The following is a 15,477-nucleotide window of genomic DNA, read 5'->3' as shown; positions in this document are numbered from 1 at the left end:
TCCAACTTGTTACAATAAAAGTAAATAGCTTATATTATACCAAAGATAAATATTAAATCAAGCCAAAGATTCTATAAACCTTGAATTTTTTGCAAACATTTTCAAAACTACCCATACCTTAAAAATTTTGCATAAAATTACATATTTTAGTTTATAACATTTAGAAAATCTTAGTAATTTATTATTATGAAACTTGACAATATTAGACTAAAGTTATATAATACACACAATTTTTAAACAAACAAGGAGTTCTTATGAATCTTTTAGAAAAACTCACAAATGCCTTACAAGAAATCTTAGAACAAGGCGCATCACTTGCCTTGCATAATCAAAATCAAGAAATCGAACCTATCCATCTCTTTTGGGCAATGCTAACAAACACAAATTCCTTGCTTAATCAAGCTCTAAATCGCCTAAATATTGATAAAGTAGCTCTTGAGCTTGAAGCAAAAAGTCTTGCTAACAATCTCCCAAAAAGTAGCAATGTTTCAAAAGAGAATCTAAAAATCTCTAACAATTTAAGTCAAGCTCTAAGCCAAGCCGATGGGCTAGCAACGAGCAATGGGGATTCTTATATCGCCCTAGATACCTTTATTTTAGCAAATCTACAAGAACCAACGATTAAAAATCTTTTTACAAAATATTTAGATATTAATGAGCTTAAAAAGACTTTTGAAGCAATGCGCGCAGGAGCAAAAATAGATTCCAAAAGCAGTGATGAAAACTTAGAATCCTTAGAAAAATTTGGGATTGATTTAACAAAAAAAGCCATTGATGGCAAGCTTGACCCAGTCATTGGCAGAGATGAAGAAATCACGCATATGATGCAAATTTTAATCCGCAAAACCAAAAATAATCCGATTCTACTAGGAGAACCCGGCGTTGGAAAAACCGCTGTTGTAGAAGGGCTTGCACAAAGAATTGTCAAAAAAGAAGTGCCTTTATCCTTACAAAATAAACGCGTAATTGCCCTTGATATGAGTGCGTTAGTCGCTGGAGCAAAATATCGTGGCGAGTTTGAAGACCGCTTAAAAAAGGTGATTGATGAAGTCAAAAAAAATGGAAATGTTATTTTGTTTATTGATGAAATCCATACTATTGTCGGAGCGGGCGCGAGTGAAGGAGGAATGGACGCTGCAAACATTCTAAAACCCGCTCTTGCAAGGGGAGAACTCCACACCATTGGCGCAACCACGCTTAAAGAATATCGCAAATACTTCGAAAAAGACGCGGCATTGCAAAGGAGATTCCAACCTGTAATGCTAAATGAACCTAATGTCAATGAAGCCTTGCAAATCTTGCGCGGAATCAAAGAAAGACTAGAAGCGCACCATAATGTAACCATAACAGATAGCGCGTTAGTCGCCGCTGCGAAACTTTCAAACCGCTACATTACAGATAGATTCTTGCCTGATAAAGCGATTGATTTAATCGATGAAGCTGCAGCAGAACTTAAAATGCAAATAGAATCCGAACCAAGTGAGTTAGCAAAAATCAAGCGCGAAATGGAATCTTTGCAAGTCGAAAAAGAAGCTCTATTAATGGAAAAAAACGATAGAAATAACGCACGCATTGAGGAGATTAAAAAAGAAATTGAAAACAAAAATGAAAAGAAAAAAGCCTTAGAAGCGCAGTTTGAAAATGAAAAACAAGTCTTTAATGCGATTGCAAATATTAAAGTCAAGATTGATTCTCTAAGGACAGAAAGCTCGCTTGCAAAGCGCAATAGCGATTTTAACAAAGCCGCAGAAATTGACTATGGCAAGATTCCAGAGCTAGAAAAAGAACTCCAATCCCAAAATGAAAAATGGGAGAAAATGCAAGAAGCAGGAACACTGCTAAGAAATGCAGTCTTGCCAGAATCCATTGCCGCAGTGATTAGCCGCTGGACTCAGATTCCGATTAAAAAAATGCTACAAGATGAAAAAGATAAAATTCTAGGCATTGAAGAGGAGCTTAAAAAAGATGTTGTCGGACAAGATAACGCATTACACGCTATTGCGCGCGCTATCAAGCGCAACAAAGCGGGCTTAAGCGAGCTAAATCGCCCTATTGGAAGTTTCTTGTTTTTAGGACCAACAGGGGTTGGAAAAACAGAATCCGCAAAAACTTTGGCGCGATTCTTATTTGATAGCGACAAAAACCTTATCCGCATTGATATGAGCGAATATATGGAAAAACATGCTGCAAGCAGACTTGTTGGCGCACCTCCGGGATATGTCGGCTATGAAGAAGGCGGGCAACTCACAGAAGCAGTGCGCAGAAAACCTTATAGTGTCGTTCTTTTTGATGAGATAGAAAAGGCACACCCAGATGTCTTTAATATGCTTTTACAAGTGCTTGATGATGGGCGATTGACAGATAATAAAGGCGTAACTATAGATTTTAGAAACACAATTATCATTTTGACAAGCAATATCGCAAGCAGCGCAATTATGGAAATTAGCGATTCTAATGCACGCGAAAAAGCGGTTAAAGAAGCTCTAAAAGGCTATTTTAAACCAGAATTTCTAAACCGCTTAGATGATATTATTATCTTTAATCCTTTAGGTTTAGAGCAAATCACGCGCATTGTGGATATTCTCTTTAAAGGAATCCAGAAAAAACTTGTAGAGCGCGATATTCACATTACATTAGAAGACAGCGCAAAAGAGTTTATCGCGCAAGCAGGATTCGACCCTGTTTATGGTGCTAGACCACTTAAACGCGCACTTTATGAAGAAGTAGAAGACCGCTTAGCAGATTTGATTTTACAAGACAAAATCAAAGAAGGTAGCAAAGTTAGCTTCTACGCGCAAGAAAATAGCATACAAACTAGAATCTCTTAAGATTCTAGGCTTATTAGATTCTCAACCAAACTTCAAAAAACCCTAGAATCACACTTGATGCAATGAAAGATTTTATAGCAATAAGCTAGAATTAGATTCCACAATTTTTAAAAGCAAAACTAAGAAACGCAACCCGCGCTCTTAGTTATCTAGCGTTAGTTACGTTTAAGTTGATTGACAATTTGGAGCATAGAATCCGCTGTTTGGATAGACTTAGAATTGGCTTCATAGGCTCTTTGCCCGACAATTAAATCTGTCATCTCCTCTACCAACTTCACATTGCTTGTTTCTACAAATCCCTGTCTTAGCAGCCCGAAGCCATTAAGTCCCGGAGTGCCAACGATTGGGTCTCCTGAAGCGTTGGTGTTGAGATAAAGATTATCGCCTAGCGCGTGCAAGCCTGCGGGGTTGATAAAATTCACGGTTTCAATCTGTCCTAACTGATTGACTTCAGTAGCGTTGCCTTGCACAACGGTTACCGTCCCGTCTGTTCCGATATTGATTTCTCTTGCGTCATCTGGAATCGTGATATTTGGCACGAGTAAATAACCTTGAGAATTGACGACATTACCCTCATCATCACGTTTAAATGCTCCATCACGCGTATAGGCAATCGTGCCATCAGGAAGTTCAATTTGAAAGAATCCATTGCCCGTGATTGCAATATCAAGGTTTTGCTCTGTTTCTTTGAAGTTTCCTTGAGAAAATAGCTTTTGAACCGAAGTAGGGCGCACACCTAATCCCACTTCAATTCCTGTTGGGCTAAGAGTAGTCTCTGAAGTGCTTGAACCTGCGTATTGAATCACTTGGTGGAACAAATCCGCAAATTCAGCGCGTTCCTTGCGATAGCCAAAGGTATTGACATTGGAAATATTGTTTGAAGTAACATCAATAAATAATTGCTGTCCTAACATACCTGTTGTTGCTGTATAAAGTGCGCGCATCATGGTTTATCCTTTATTATATTATGCTTTTGCTGCTAGTTTAGTGATTGCTTCTGTGTTTAGCTCGTCCATATGTGTTTTTAACACTTTAGAATACGCTTCTACAAGACGATTTGTTTCAATAAGCCCTGTCATTTCATAAACGACATTAATATTACTTTTTTCTAAAAACCCTTGTCTTACTGCCCCGCTTTGCTCCAAAGCTTCGCGCTCATTTGTGCGTTCTTCTGGATAAGAGTAGAGATTATCACCGATTTTTTTGAGATATTTTGGATTCTCAAAAGACACAACGCCGATATTTGCCATTAACGCCATTTCGCTAATACCTTCGTTATTTAAGTCTCTTGTATAAATATTTCCATTGCTATCCACTTCTACTTGGAATCCATCAATAAACTCAATATATTGCGGAGCGTCCAAATATTCGCGCGGAAGCACGGGATAGCCTTCTTTATTGACCAATCTGCCTTGTTCATTTAGCACAAATGAACCATCACGCGTATAGCGGATTCCATCTGGAGTTTCTATCATAAAATACATATTTTCTTTGCTTAATGCAAAGTCAAAAGTATTATCCGTCATCATCATTCCGCCGACTTTATTATCTGTATATTCCTCCACAATGTGTGGGACACGATTTAAAGAGCGGTTATAAAATTTCGCTGCGTCTTTTGTCTGCTCATCGATAGGCAAAAACTCTTTGTATTGCTCATACAAACGCATAAAATCGCCAATCACAACATCATCGCGTTTAAAGCCTGTTGTATTAGCGTTTGCAATGTTATTTGCTATCACATCTAAGCGGTTGATTTGCGTAACCATACCACCGACAGAATTATAATATCCACCTTGCATTTTCAGCCTTTTTACTAAACTTTTCTAAGGTTAAAGCAAAAGGTATTCCACAATGCAAATTTTTAAAAGAATCACTAAAAAATAAAAAGAAAAAAGATAAAGAAAGAAAAAAAGAGAGTTAAAAAGCACAAAAGAATCCAAAAAGGATTCCTTTGTTTAAAACTACTGAAGTAGTCTTAAGATATTTTGTTGAACTGCGTTTGCTTGGCTCATCGCATAACTTCCAGCTTGAGCTAGAATGTTAAGGTTAGAGTAGTTTGCAGATTCCGCAGCGAAATCTACTTCACGGATTCCACTTTCAGCAGACTTAACATTTACTTGAGTTACAGTAATGTTATTGACTGTTGATTGCATTTGTTGTTGCACAGAACCTAAGTCTGAACGAATGCTATCAAGTTGTTTAATCGCAGATTCTGCAATATCCATTACTAGCATAGCACCTTTAAGAGATGTAACACCTGATGGATAATTCAAATCTAATGCTGAACCTACCGCTGTAGTAGTAATACCAAGAGATGCTAGAGTATCACCATTAAATGCACCTTTGATATTTCTTAGAGTTGTTACAGCTTGCGCAACTGATGCTGAAGTAACTGCAAATTGTCCGCCTGTATTTGTTCCTGAAACTTTAATATCATTTGCACCAAGTTGAGTAAGATTCAATGAACCAATAGTTATTCCAGCTGCAATGTTAACAGCCCCTGACATACCTTCACCTTGGATATTAATCGCTCTACCATCTGTAGAAGTCAATCTCAATGCACCATTTTTATCAATAGAAGCTTGAACACCTGTTGTGTCTTTTAGGTTATTAATAGCTTGGACAAGACGACCATCACTATCGTTTTCTTTAATATCTAAAATCGTTCCGATGCTTACACCATTGATTGAAAGGCTTACGATATTTCCACCTACAATAGCTGTGTCATCTCCTGATACCTCTACGGTTGCTGTTGCGCGCACACCACCAAGTTCATCAGAATATTTGTTGATAGTCTCAGCGACTACACCTAGACCTGTTCCAGCACTTGTTGAAACCACAACAGATTGTAAATCAACTTTTCTATTACCTACCGTAAATGTTAATTGTAAGCTTCCTGTTGAACCACTAAATACTTCTGCTCCGTAGCTCTCTGTTCTTGCGTGTCCGATTTTATCAGAGCTTGTCGCACCGATACTTGCGCGGACTGTTTGGTTAGAATACGCACCAACTTGGAATTCTTTGTTTGTAAATCCACCAGCGAGCAAAGACAAACCATTATAACTTGTAGTTGCAGCAATGTTATCCAAAGACTCAATTAAGCGGTTAATATCAGATTGAATCGCTTTTCTTGTAGTTTCTGTTTGACCATCTTGCGCAGCTTGAGTTGCTTTTGTCTTGATTGTATCAAGAATTTTAACTTGCTCGTCCATCGCTTTATCCGCAATTTGGATAATTCCCATACCATCGTTTGTATTTCTAATCGCTTGTCCTAAAGCATTTGCTTGAGAACGCAAACTATCAGCAATCGCCATACCTGAAGCATCGTCTTTTGCAGAGTTGATTCTTAACCCTGAACTTAACTTTTGAAGTGAGCTAGCTAAGCTAGTTTGTGTAAATGTGCTTTGAGCTGTTGCGTTTAACGCATTAACGTTAGTATTGACTTGAAATGCCATCTTAAACTCCTTTTATTTGCGCTAATCCTTCCTTGGATATGCGTTAGATGAAATTTAGCTAAGCCAAAGACTTGATTGCCTTGTAAAGTTTAGCTATGCAATTATATCGGATAAAAAACAAAAAAGATTAGACAAAAGAAGAGAAAATTATAAAAAATTTACAAAATTTTAAAAAAGTAGAATAATTTTTTATAATACATATTGTATTTTTAATATTTTATGCTATAATTCTGAAAATTTTAAATAAAAAGGACAAAAAAATGGCAACACAAAACTACAAACAAGAGACTTTAGCACTCCATGCAGGCTATGATTTTGATACACAGCGCACACTTAGCGTGCCAATCTATCAAAATACAGCTTATAGCTTTGAGAGTTTAGAGCAAGCAGCAGCAAGATTTGGTTTGCAAGAACTTGGAAATATTTATACAAGACTTACAAATCCTACCTATAAAATCTTGGGCGATAGACTAGCAGCAGTAGAAGGCGGGGCTTTTGGTGTCGCAGCAGCAAGCGGAACAGCAGCAATCTTTTATGCACTTGTCAATTTGGCACAAAATGGCGATAATATCGTGTATTCTAATAAAATCTATGGTGGCACACAAACACTTATCGCGCATACACTAAAACGTTTTGGGATTCAATCAAAAGTTTTTGATATTGATAATATTGAAGAATCTTTAGAAAAAGCGATTGATTCTAACACTAAAGTGATTTTATTTGAAAGCTTATCTAACCCACAAATTGCAATCGCAGATACAGAAAAAATCACAAAAATCGCCAAAAAACACGGAATCGCAACGCTTTGTGATAACACGGTTGCCACACCATTTTTACATAAGCCTTTTGATTTTGGTGTGGATATTGTCGTGTATAGCCTTAGTAAATACATTAATGGACAAGGAAATGCGATTGGCGGAGCGATTATTGAGCGCAATGGATTAAATGATTTAATCGTCAATAATCCACGCTATCCAGCATTTAACACACCTGATGAAAGCTATCATGGATTAGTTTATGCAAGCTTAGCAGGTGCATTACCGATTTTTGGCGTGCGCTTAATCACAGAATGGCTAAGAAATATCGGCGCAACACTTTCTCCACAAAATGCGTGGTTGATTATTCAAGGGCTAGAAACGCTAGAATTGCGTATCAAACGCCATAGCCAAAATGCACTAGAAGTTGCGCAATTCTTACAATCACACCCAAAAGTTAAAGGCGTCTTCTATCCGGGCTTAAAAGAGAATCCTTATAACGCGCTTCTACAAAAATACTTTAAAGATTCCAACTCTAGTGGGCTTTTGAGCTTTGAAGTGGAAAGCTATGAAGAAGCAAAAAAAGTTTGCAACGCACTAGAGATTTTTGAGATTGTTGCAAATATCGGCGATTCTAAATCGCTTGTGATTCACCCAGCATCAACAACACATTCTCAACTAAGTCAAGAAGAGCTCAAATCTGCAGGAATCACACCTTGCATAATCCGCTTAAGTATCGGATTAGAATCTCCAAAAGATTTAATCGCGGATTTAAAACAAGCATTAGAAAAATAAGGATATTAAATGCCCCTTGTGATTCCAGAAGATATTCCAGCATTTTCTCTGCTTAAGCAGCACGCTTTTATTATGGGCTGCAATCGTGCAAAAACGCAAGATATTCGCCCATTAGAAGTGCTGATTATCAATCTAATGCCAACAAAGATTCAAACAGAAAATCAAATTTTATCTTTGCTTGCAAACTCTCCTTTGCAAGTGAATATCACACTTTTAGCCACAGCAAGCTACACAGGAAAAAACACGCCAAAATCACATTTGGATAGATTTTATGTGAATTTTGATGGAATAAAGAATAAAAAATTTGATGGGGCGATTGTTACAGGTGCGCCTATTGAGCATTTAGAGTTTGAAGAAGTCAAATACTGGAATGAGCTTATTTGCATTATGGATTTTTTAAAGACGCATTGCACAAGCACGCTTTATCTATGCTGGGGAGCAATGGCGGGATTATATTATTTTCATAAGATTCCAAAAATCTCTTTAGATTCCAAACTTTTTGGAGTGTTTGAGCATTTTTGGGTCGAGCAAGATTTAATCCTAAATGGGCTTGATGAGTTTGTCAAGATTCCACATTCTAGGCATTCTGGGATTGATGAAGCGCGAGCTAGGGCAAATGCGCATTTAAAAATTTTGCTTGAAGGTGAAGAGAGCGGAATCACCGCGCTAAAAGATGATAAAGATTTTTTCATCTTAGGGCACCCAGAGTATTCTAAAGAAACATTAGACTTAGAATACAAGCGCGATTTAGAAAAAGGCTTAGAGATTGCAAAGCCAAAAAACTACTATGGCGCGGAACTTCAACCCATTTTTTCTTGGCGTTCAAGTGCTAGCGTGCTTTTTGCAAACTGGTTAAACTTCTCTGTCTATCAAGATACGCCTTTTATTTTGCAATAGGCTTTTCATGATAGACAAGATTCCGCTTGCGCGTCTCAAAATCATCAGAATCTGCGCTTAAATACACAATATAACGATGATTTTCATAAAGGCTATGGATTACTTTTTGCTCACCATTTAGAGTGATAATCTGTTCTTTGGCTAAAAAAATGCTTCCTACGCTTCTTCCAAAAGGTGGGATAAATAGCAATAATTCGCACGCTAAAAGCACAAAAAATAGAATCTTAAAAAAAGAACCGATAAAAGGGAGCATTAATCCTATCCCAAAAATCCCAACAAGAATAAAAAATCCAGCAGGATTAAAAACATTTCTAAAAAAAGGATTAAAAAATTCTCCGATTCCATAATACTGCATATAGCTAGAATAAATTGTTGCCCAAAAAATGGCGAATAATAAAAAAACCAACACAAACCCTAGCAAAAAAGACTGCACAATATTTACGACTTTCATCATCTCACCTTATTTTTTTAATCATTGTATTTGTGATTTTATACATTTTTGATGGTTTTTGCGCACTTAAAAACCGCCAATCTAACACCAAAATATCAGCACTTTGCAGCGCAAATTCCAAATTAAATTCCGCATTGTGCGCATTTGCGGAACTTGAATACAAAAAAGGAAAAAACTCTAGCATAGCACTATGTGAAACTTCTTTGCCCATTTCTTTTGGCACAAGACGAATCGCTAAAGATTCTTGATTTAAAGAGTTTTTACCCCGATAAACAAAAGTGCTTTTTGTGCTTTTGCGCACCCTATTTTTATGCGCATTAGGGACGCGCACAAGGTTTTTTAGCTTATTTAATGTATCAAGTGTCAAAAGCACATTTTGCTTTGCATTGCGCCCTTTTATGCGGTTTAATGTTTCAAAATTTTCACACAAAAACCCTGCTGTTGTGTCGCTTTGTGCAAGAAAAATCAGAGATTTCATTATTTAAGATAATCTTGAATAGCTTTTGCTACATTTGGATTTTTGTTTTTAATCTCACTAATCGCACTCACTGCGACAAACGCTGCTTCTATGGTTGTGAAATATGGCACATTATGGCGCAAAACTTGTGTGCGGATTTTATCTGTATCATCTTTGCTTGATGCAGCATCGCTTGTATTAATCGCTAATGCGATTTCACCATTTGCAAGCCTATCGCCGATATTTGGACGCCCTTCACTGATTTTTAGCTCCTCTTCACAAGCGATTCCATTTTGGTTTAGAATCTCTGCTGTGCCTTTTGTCGCACAAAGTGTAAAACCTAAGCTTTGCAAATCTTTTGCTAGAGGCAGAGCTTGAGGCTTATCAAATGCACGCAAAGAAATAAAAACTTTGCCACTTGTTGGCAGAGCGTTTTTACACGCCATTTGGCTTTTTGCAAAACTTAGCCCAAAACTCTCACTAATCCCCATCACTTCACCAGTAGAGCGCATTTCAGGACCTAGAAGCATGACTGCTCCACTTAATTTATCAAAAGGAAAAACAGATTCTTTAACTGCAATGTGCTTAGAATCTTTTGGTTTATAAAGCCCATTTTTAAATTCTACTTTCTTAAAAGTATCATAACGCTCCAGTGCTGCTTTTAGATTTTGATTCACCATAACATCTGTTGCGACTTTTGCAAGCGGAATCCCTGTTGCTTTACTCACAAAAGGCACGGTGCGGCTTGCTCTAGGATTTACTTCAATCAGATAAAGCGTATCTTCAAAAATCGCATATTGTGTATTCATAAGCCCTATAACACCCAAGTTTCTAGCAATTTTTGCAGTGGTTTCCTCTATCTCTCTGATTTTTTCATTTGCAATACTAATTGTAGGCAAGGAGCATGCAGAATCCCCGCTATGGATTCCAGCTTCTTCAATATGCTGCATAATCCCTGCGATATACACATCTTTGCCATCACAAATAATATCCACATCAAGTTCAACAGCATTGTTTAAGAACTTATCAATCAGCACAGGGCTATCCTCACTCACGCTTACTGCTTCACTCATATATTCTTGTAATTCTGCAACATTATACACAATGCGCATTGCACGCCCGCCCAAAACATAGCTAGGACGCACAAGCACAGGGAATCCGATATTTTGTGCGATTGTTATGGCTTCTTCTTTGGTATAAGCTGTGCCATTTTTGGGTTGGATTAGCCCATTTTCTTCTACAAATTTTGCAAACTTCTCCCTATCTTCTGCAATATCAATCGTTTTTGCGCTTGTTCCGATGATTTTTGCACCAATGGTTGTAAGTTTTTTGGCAAGTTTCAAAGGAGTTTGCCCACCAAAATGCACAATGATTCCATCGGGATTCTCTCTTTCAATCACGCTGCGCACATTCTCAAAAGTGATTGGCTCAAAATACAACACATCGCTTGTATCATAATCTGTGCTTACCGTCTCTGGGTTGCAATTATACATAATACTTGTATAACCCATATCGCGCAATGCAAAGCTCGCATGCACGCAACAATAATCAAACTCGATTCCTTGCCCAATGCGATTTGGTCCCCCTCCAATAATCATCACTTTTTTGCGCGGATTTTCTTGATTTTGCGCATTTTCTACCATACCTGCAAATGGAATCGTAGAATATAAATAAGCTGTTTTTGTCGCAAACTCTGCCGCGCAAGTATCCACTGTATTATAAGCAAGCTGCACGCCTACTTTTTCTCTAAGTGTGTAAATATCTTCTTCGCGCAATTCTAATGCTTCATTTTTGTTAATCACAAACGCAAGCATTTTATCGCTAAAACCACTTGCTTTTAATGTTCTTAAAAACTCTGCATTGCTTAATTCCTCAAAAGAGATTCTTTTCTCTAAGGCAACAATTTCTGCAATTTGCCCTAAGAAATAAGAATCAATTTTACACCATTTTTGCACTTCTTCCACGCTCACACCACAGCGGAAAGCATCGGCAACATAAAGCAATCTTTGCGCATTTGGTCGGCGTATTTCGCGTTGGATTTCGCTTAAATCCGTGCTTAAAGGATTAAAACCAAAGATTCCGGTCTCCAAACTATTTAGAGCTTTTTGCAAAGATTCTTTAAAAGTCGTTCCAATCGCCATAACCTCGCCAATAGACTTCATAGAAGTTGTAAGCGTGGAATCTGCTTGTGGGAATTTTTCAAAAGTAAAGCGCGGAATCTTTGTAACAATATAATCAATACTAGGCTCAAAGCTCGCAGGCGTTCCTGTCATATCATTTTTAATCTCATCTAAAGTATAACCCACTGCTAAAAGGGTAGCAACTTTGGCAATCGGATAACCTGTAGCTTTTGAAGCAAGTGCAGAACTCCTTGAAACGCGTGGATTCATTTCAATCACCGTCATTCTGCCACTTTGTGGATTTATCGCAAATTGCACATTGCTTCCACCTGTATCTACGCCAATTTCTCGCAAAATCGCAAAAGAAGCATCGCGCATTCTTTGATACTCTTTATCTGTAAGCGTTAGCGCAGGTGCTATGGTGATAGAATCTCCCGTATGCACGCCCATAGGGTCGAGATTTTCAATACTGCACACGATAATACAATTATCCACACTATCGCGGATAACTTCCATTTCGTATTCTTTCCAACCTAGCAAGGATTCTTCGATTAAAATCTCATTAATCGGGCTAACTTCTAACCCATTTTGCGCTAATGCTTTAAACTCATCAATATTATAAGCAACGCCACTTCCTCCCCCTGCTAGCGTGTAGCTTGCGCGAATAATTAGCGGAAAGCCAATTTCTTTTGCTGCGTCTAATGCTTCTTCTAATGTATAGGCATAGCGGGATTTGGGTAAATCCATTCCGATTTTTAACATTGCTTCTTTGAAAGCTTGCCTATCTTCACCCTTTTTTATGGCTTCAGGTTTTGCACCTAAGAATTGAACGCCATCAAGCATTCCTTTTTCAAACATACGCATTGCAATATTTAGAGCAGTTTGTCCGCCCATTGTGGGCAAAATAGCATCAACTTTTTCTTTTTTTATAATATCAGCAACAATTTCTTCAGTAATAGGCTCAATATAAGTTCTATCAGCAAATTCCGGGTCTGTCATAATTGTCGCAGGATTTGAGTTAATCAAAACAACTTTATAGCCGAGCTCTTTTAGTGTTTTTGCAGCCTGTGTGCCAGAATAGTCAAACTCGCAAGCTTGCCCAATCACAATAGGACCAGAGCCGATTAACAAAATAGTGTGAATATCATTGCGTTTTGGCATGGAATCTCTCTAAATATTTGGGTTAAAATTTGATAATTCTAACGTTTTATGACTTAAAGTCTTGTAGAAAATAGTTTTATTTTTCCCAATTTTGCAAGAAAGACTGCATTTCATAAAGAGAAGTTTTGCAAAATGCACTTCTTGCAATACATAGTAGCTTGCTTGTAGAATCTTCTAAATCATCATTAATGATTAAATAATCATAGTTTTCTAAACTTCTTACCTCATCAAAAGCATTTTCTAGGCGTTTTTGGATAACGCTATCTCCATCACTTCCGCGACTACCTAATCTCTCTTGTAAAATACTTTTATTTGGCGTTGTAACAAAAACACTCGTTGTGTGGCGCGGAAAAGCTTTTTTAAGATTGGCTTGCCCTTGCACATCAATATCAAAGACAACAAGTTTGTCTTCTTCTAGTGCCTTAATCACTTGTGCTTTAGAAGTGCCATAATAATTATCATGCACCTTTGCCCATTCTAAAAACTCTCCCTTAGCAATCCCTTCTTCAAAGCTTTCTTTGGAGATAAAATTATAATGCACGCCGTGGATTTCTCCCTCACGCTTTTGACGCGTTGTTGATGAGATAGAAAAATAATGATTAGGAAAAGCTTGCGCTAATTGTTTATATAAAGAGCTTTTACCTGCTCCACTAGGACCAGATAAAATAAGAATCGCTCCTTTTAATTTCATTATTGCTCATCTTTTTTAGGAAATTGAATGCTAACATTAATCGTTGCACCACTTAATAAATCTTTTAAAGATTGTGTTTGGAGCGTTTGTAACGCACTAATTAACGATTCTAGGGAATTTGCTTGAATATTGCTAGGAAGCTGCGATTCTGCAGTTTTTGGTGTATCTTGAGCGACAATTGGTGTAGGGATTGGCTCTTTTTGGATAGGCTCTCCTAGTGCTTCTCCCATTCCTTCTAAACTAAGTGCGTCAAACTCATCATCTGTTGCTTGCTCGATACTTTCTAGCCCTTCTATATCTGATTGTGATTGACTTGATTGTGATTCTAGCTCAAAATCTGCTTCGGATTCTTGTGCTTCTAATGACAATTCTTTTAATGCTTCCTCTTCTGGTGCGATTTCTTCTTCTGGAATCTCTTGTGTGGCTTTGGTATCTTCTTGTATTTCTGCACTTTCTTGTGTATCATCAAGACTGAAACTCTCCAAATCAAGCTCTGCTAGAGTATCATCTAAACCATCTCCTTCTGCGCCCTCTGCACTGATTGTATCTTGTGCATTTTCAGATTCCATATTTACATTTTCTAAACTTTCTTCTAATCCTTCTGGCAAAGATTCTAAAGACTCTTGCTCTTGTGAAGATTCTTGTTCTAACCCTATATCTGCACCCTCTGCGCCAAGCTCTAAATCCTCTAAATTTAATTCCAAATCATCACTTATATCTTGCGCTTCAGAGATTGCATTTTGAGATTCTATTGTTTCTTGTAATTCTACTTCTGCACCGCCAACTTCTTCTTTTTGCGCTTGTTCATCAAGATTTTCTTCTTGACTAGCATCTTCTAAGCCACCAAGGTCGAAATCACCTAAATCTAACTCCATATCTTGTGCAATATCGGCATTTTCAACATTTGAAGATTCTGTGCTTTCTGATTCTATTTTTTGTGATTCTTCTGCGTTAGAATCTACATTCATCATCTCATCTAAAGTGGAATCAAAATTATTTTCCTCATCTGCAATGTCCTTAGAATCTGCAGAATCTGCAACTAAATCTCCTAATTCTTGTTCTAATGCTAAATCTTGATTTTCTTCTTTTTGTTCGGTTGTTTCAAGCTCGTTTTCTAAAGTATCTTCTACTACTTCGATACCATTTTCTGGAGTATCAGAAATTTCACTAAGCTCTTTATCAAAATCTACCATAGAATCTGCACTCTCATCTGTAGAATCTTTAGAATCATCTAGCAAATCTTTAATCGCATCTACATCTCCTTTGTCTAAAACTTGTGGAGCTTCCTCTGCATTCTCTGCTGATTCTTCAGATTCTAAACTCTTTTCATCTGAAAGTCCATCATCACCGCCAAAGTCTAGTTGCACATCACCATCATCTAAACTTAGCTCTTTATTGTCCTCATCTAAACTTAAATCATCTAAATTTGAAAAATCAATCTCATCATCTAAGTTTAAATCTCCTAAATCATCGCTATTATCAAGCTCTAAAATATCACTTTCCACTTTTTTATGCTCTTCTTTTTCTAAACCAATCCCAGAAATCTCACTTAAGATTTTCACTAAATCTGTTGGCAAAAATGGCTTTTGGATATAAGTATCAAAACCTTCAATGCGCTCTGTTGCCTTAGAATAGAATAAAATCGTTTTTACCACAGCATTTTCTGCCTTATATGTAGCAAAACCTTCTGCTTCAAAACATTCATCATCTATTAATACAATCTCGGCACTAATACTAGTATCCACTTCTTGAGTTTCCACCATTTCTACACCAAGCTTAGAAGCACTCAAACCTACAAGCTTATTGATAATCGGATTTTTGTTGATGAGATATAACTTCATAAATGCTCCATTTCTCTTTGCTTAAT

11 protein-coding genes are annotated in these 15,477 nt (G+C 37.3%); 3 read left to right on the top strand and 8 right to left on the bottom strand.

The window, feature by feature from the left end; translation table 11 throughout:
* Positions 1-254: 254 nt before the first annotated feature.
* A complete protein-coding gene (locus tag LS70_RS05190; RefSeq protein WP_034290785.1) occupies positions 255-2,828 on the top strand; it encodes an ATP-dependent Clp protease ATP-binding subunit in 2,574 nt (857 codons plus the stop codon).
* A 155-nt stretch (positions 2,829-2,983) separates the two neighbouring features.
* On the opposite strand, the gene flgG is transcribed toward LS70_RS05190, so the two are convergent.
* From flgG to LS70_RS05175, 3 genes are all read right to left on the bottom strand, one after another.
* The gene (flgG, locus tag LS70_RS05185) at positions 2,984-3,775 is read right to left on the bottom strand and encodes a flagellar basal-body rod protein FlgG (protein WP_034290788.1); all 792 of its coding nucleotides are present in this window, start codon (positions 3,773-3,775) and stop codon (positions 2,984-2,986) included.
* Between the two features lie 18 nt (positions 3,776-3,793).
* Positions 3,794-4,627 (bottom strand): flagellar hook-basal body protein, encoded by an 834-nt coding sequence (locus LS70_RS05180; protein WP_034290791.1) that lies wholly within the window; start codon positions 4,625-4,627, stop codon positions 3,794-3,796.
* 162 nt (positions 4,628-4,789) lie between these two features.
* Positions 4,790-6,283 carry a flagellin B gene (locus tag LS70_RS05175; RefSeq protein ID WP_034290792.1) on the bottom strand — a complete coding sequence of 498 codons (1,494 nt, stop codon included), beginning with the start codon at positions 6,281-6,283 and terminating at the stop codon, positions 4,790-4,792.
* A gap of 260 nt (positions 6,284-6,543) precedes the next feature.
* On the opposite strand from LS70_RS05175, the gene LS70_RS05170 reads away from it, so the two are divergent.
* Complete coding sequence (locus tag LS70_RS05170; RefSeq protein WP_138109369.1) at positions 6,544-7,833, top strand: O-acetylhomoserine aminocarboxypropyltransferase/cysteine synthase family protein; 1,290 nt, start codon at positions 6,544-6,546, stop codon at positions 7,831-7,833.
* A 9-nt stretch (positions 7,834-7,842) separates the two neighbouring features.
* On the top strand, positions 7,843-8,730 hold the full coding sequence (locus tag LS70_RS05165) for a homoserine O-succinyltransferase (RefSeq protein WP_034290795.1): 888 nt from the start codon (positions 7,843-7,845) through the stop codon (positions 8,728-8,730).
* On the opposite strand, the gene LS70_RS05160 is transcribed toward LS70_RS05165, so the two are convergent.
* The 5 genes from LS70_RS05160 to LS70_RS05140 form a co-directional block, all read right to left on the bottom strand.
* Complete coding sequence (locus LS70_RS05160; protein WP_034290798.1) at positions 8,717-9,181, bottom strand: hypothetical protein; 465 nt, start codon at positions 9,179-9,181, stop codon at positions 8,717-8,719. The two genes, LS70_RS05165 and LS70_RS05160, sit on opposite strands and share 14 nt — an antisense overlap.
* 4 nt (positions 9,182-9,185) lie before the next feature.
* Positions 9,186-9,659 carry a hypothetical protein gene (locus tag LS70_RS05155; protein ID WP_052083432.1) on the bottom strand — a complete coding sequence of 158 codons (474 nt, stop codon included), beginning with the start codon at positions 9,657-9,659 and terminating at the stop codon, positions 9,186-9,188.
* A complete protein-coding gene (gene carB, locus LS70_RS05150) occupies positions 9,659-12,919 on the bottom strand; it encodes a carbamoyl-phosphate synthase large subunit (RefSeq protein WP_034290801.1) in 3,261 nt (1,086 codons plus the stop codon). Before carB ends, LS70_RS05155 begins: the two co-directional genes overlap by 1 nt.
* Positions 12,920-12,995: 76 nt before the next feature.
* The gene (gmk, locus tag LS70_RS05145) at positions 12,996-13,610 is read right to left on the bottom strand and encodes a guanylate kinase (protein ID WP_034290804.1); all 615 of its coding nucleotides are present in this window, start codon (positions 13,608-13,610) and stop codon (positions 12,996-12,998) included.
* Positions 13,610-15,451 carry a hypothetical protein gene (locus LS70_RS05140; protein WP_081949867.1) on the bottom strand — a complete coding sequence of 614 codons (1,842 nt, stop codon included), beginning with the start codon at positions 15,449-15,451 and terminating at the stop codon, positions 13,610-13,612. Before LS70_RS05140 ends, gmk begins: the two co-directional genes overlap by 1 nt.
* Positions 15,452-15,477: the final 26 nt, after the last annotated feature.

This window comes from Helicobacter sp. MIT 11-5569 (genome assembly GCF_000765695.2).
Lineage (GTDB): Bacteria > Campylobacterota > Campylobacteria > Campylobacterales > Helicobacteraceae > Helicobacter_D.
The sequence above is the reverse complement of the archived record's forward strand: the minus strand, read 5'-3'. Positions and strand labels throughout refer to the sequence as shown.

Bases quoted from the DNA above. Each gene is read 5' to 3' on its own strand.
- carB (WP_034290801.1), bottom strand. From the start codon at position 12,919: ATGCCAAAACGCAATGATATTCACACTATTTTGTTAATCGGCTCTGGT.
- LS70_RS05180 (WP_034290791.1), bottom strand. From the start codon at position 4,627: ATGCAAGGTGGATATTATAATTCTGTCGGTGGTATGGTTACGCAAATC.
- gmk (WP_034290804.1), bottom strand. From the start codon at position 13,610: ATGAAATTAAAAGGAGCGATTCTTATTTTATCTGGTCCTAGTGGAGCA.
- LS70_RS05140 (WP_081949867.1), bottom strand. From the start codon at position 15,451: ATGAAGTTATATCTCATCAACAAAAATCCGATTATCAATAAGCTTGTA.
- LS70_RS05165 (WP_034290795.1), top strand. From the start codon at position 7,843: ATGCCCCTTGTGATTCCAGAAGATATTCCAGCATTTTCTCTGCTTAAG.
- LS70_RS05160 (WP_034290798.1), bottom strand. From the start codon at position 9,181: ATGAAAGTCGTAAATATTGTGCAGTCTTTTTTGCTAGGGTTTGTGTTG.
- LS70_RS05155 (WP_052083432.1), bottom strand. From the start codon at position 9,659: ATGAAATCTCTGATTTTTCTTGCACAAAGCGACACAACAGCAGGGTTT.
- LS70_RS05170 (WP_138109369.1), top strand. From the start codon at position 6,544: ATGGCAACACAAAACTACAAACAAGAGACTTTAGCACTCCATGCAGGC.
- LS70_RS05190 (WP_034290785.1), top strand. From the start codon at position 255: ATGAATCTTTTAGAAAAACTCACAAATGCCTTACAAGAAATCTTAGAA.
- LS70_RS05175 (WP_034290792.1), bottom strand. From the start codon at position 6,283: ATGGCATTTCAAGTCAATACTAACGTTAATGCGTTAAACGCAACAGCT.
- flgG (WP_034290788.1), bottom strand. From the start codon at position 3,775: ATGATGCGCGCACTTTATACAGCAACAACAGGTATGTTAGGACAGCAA.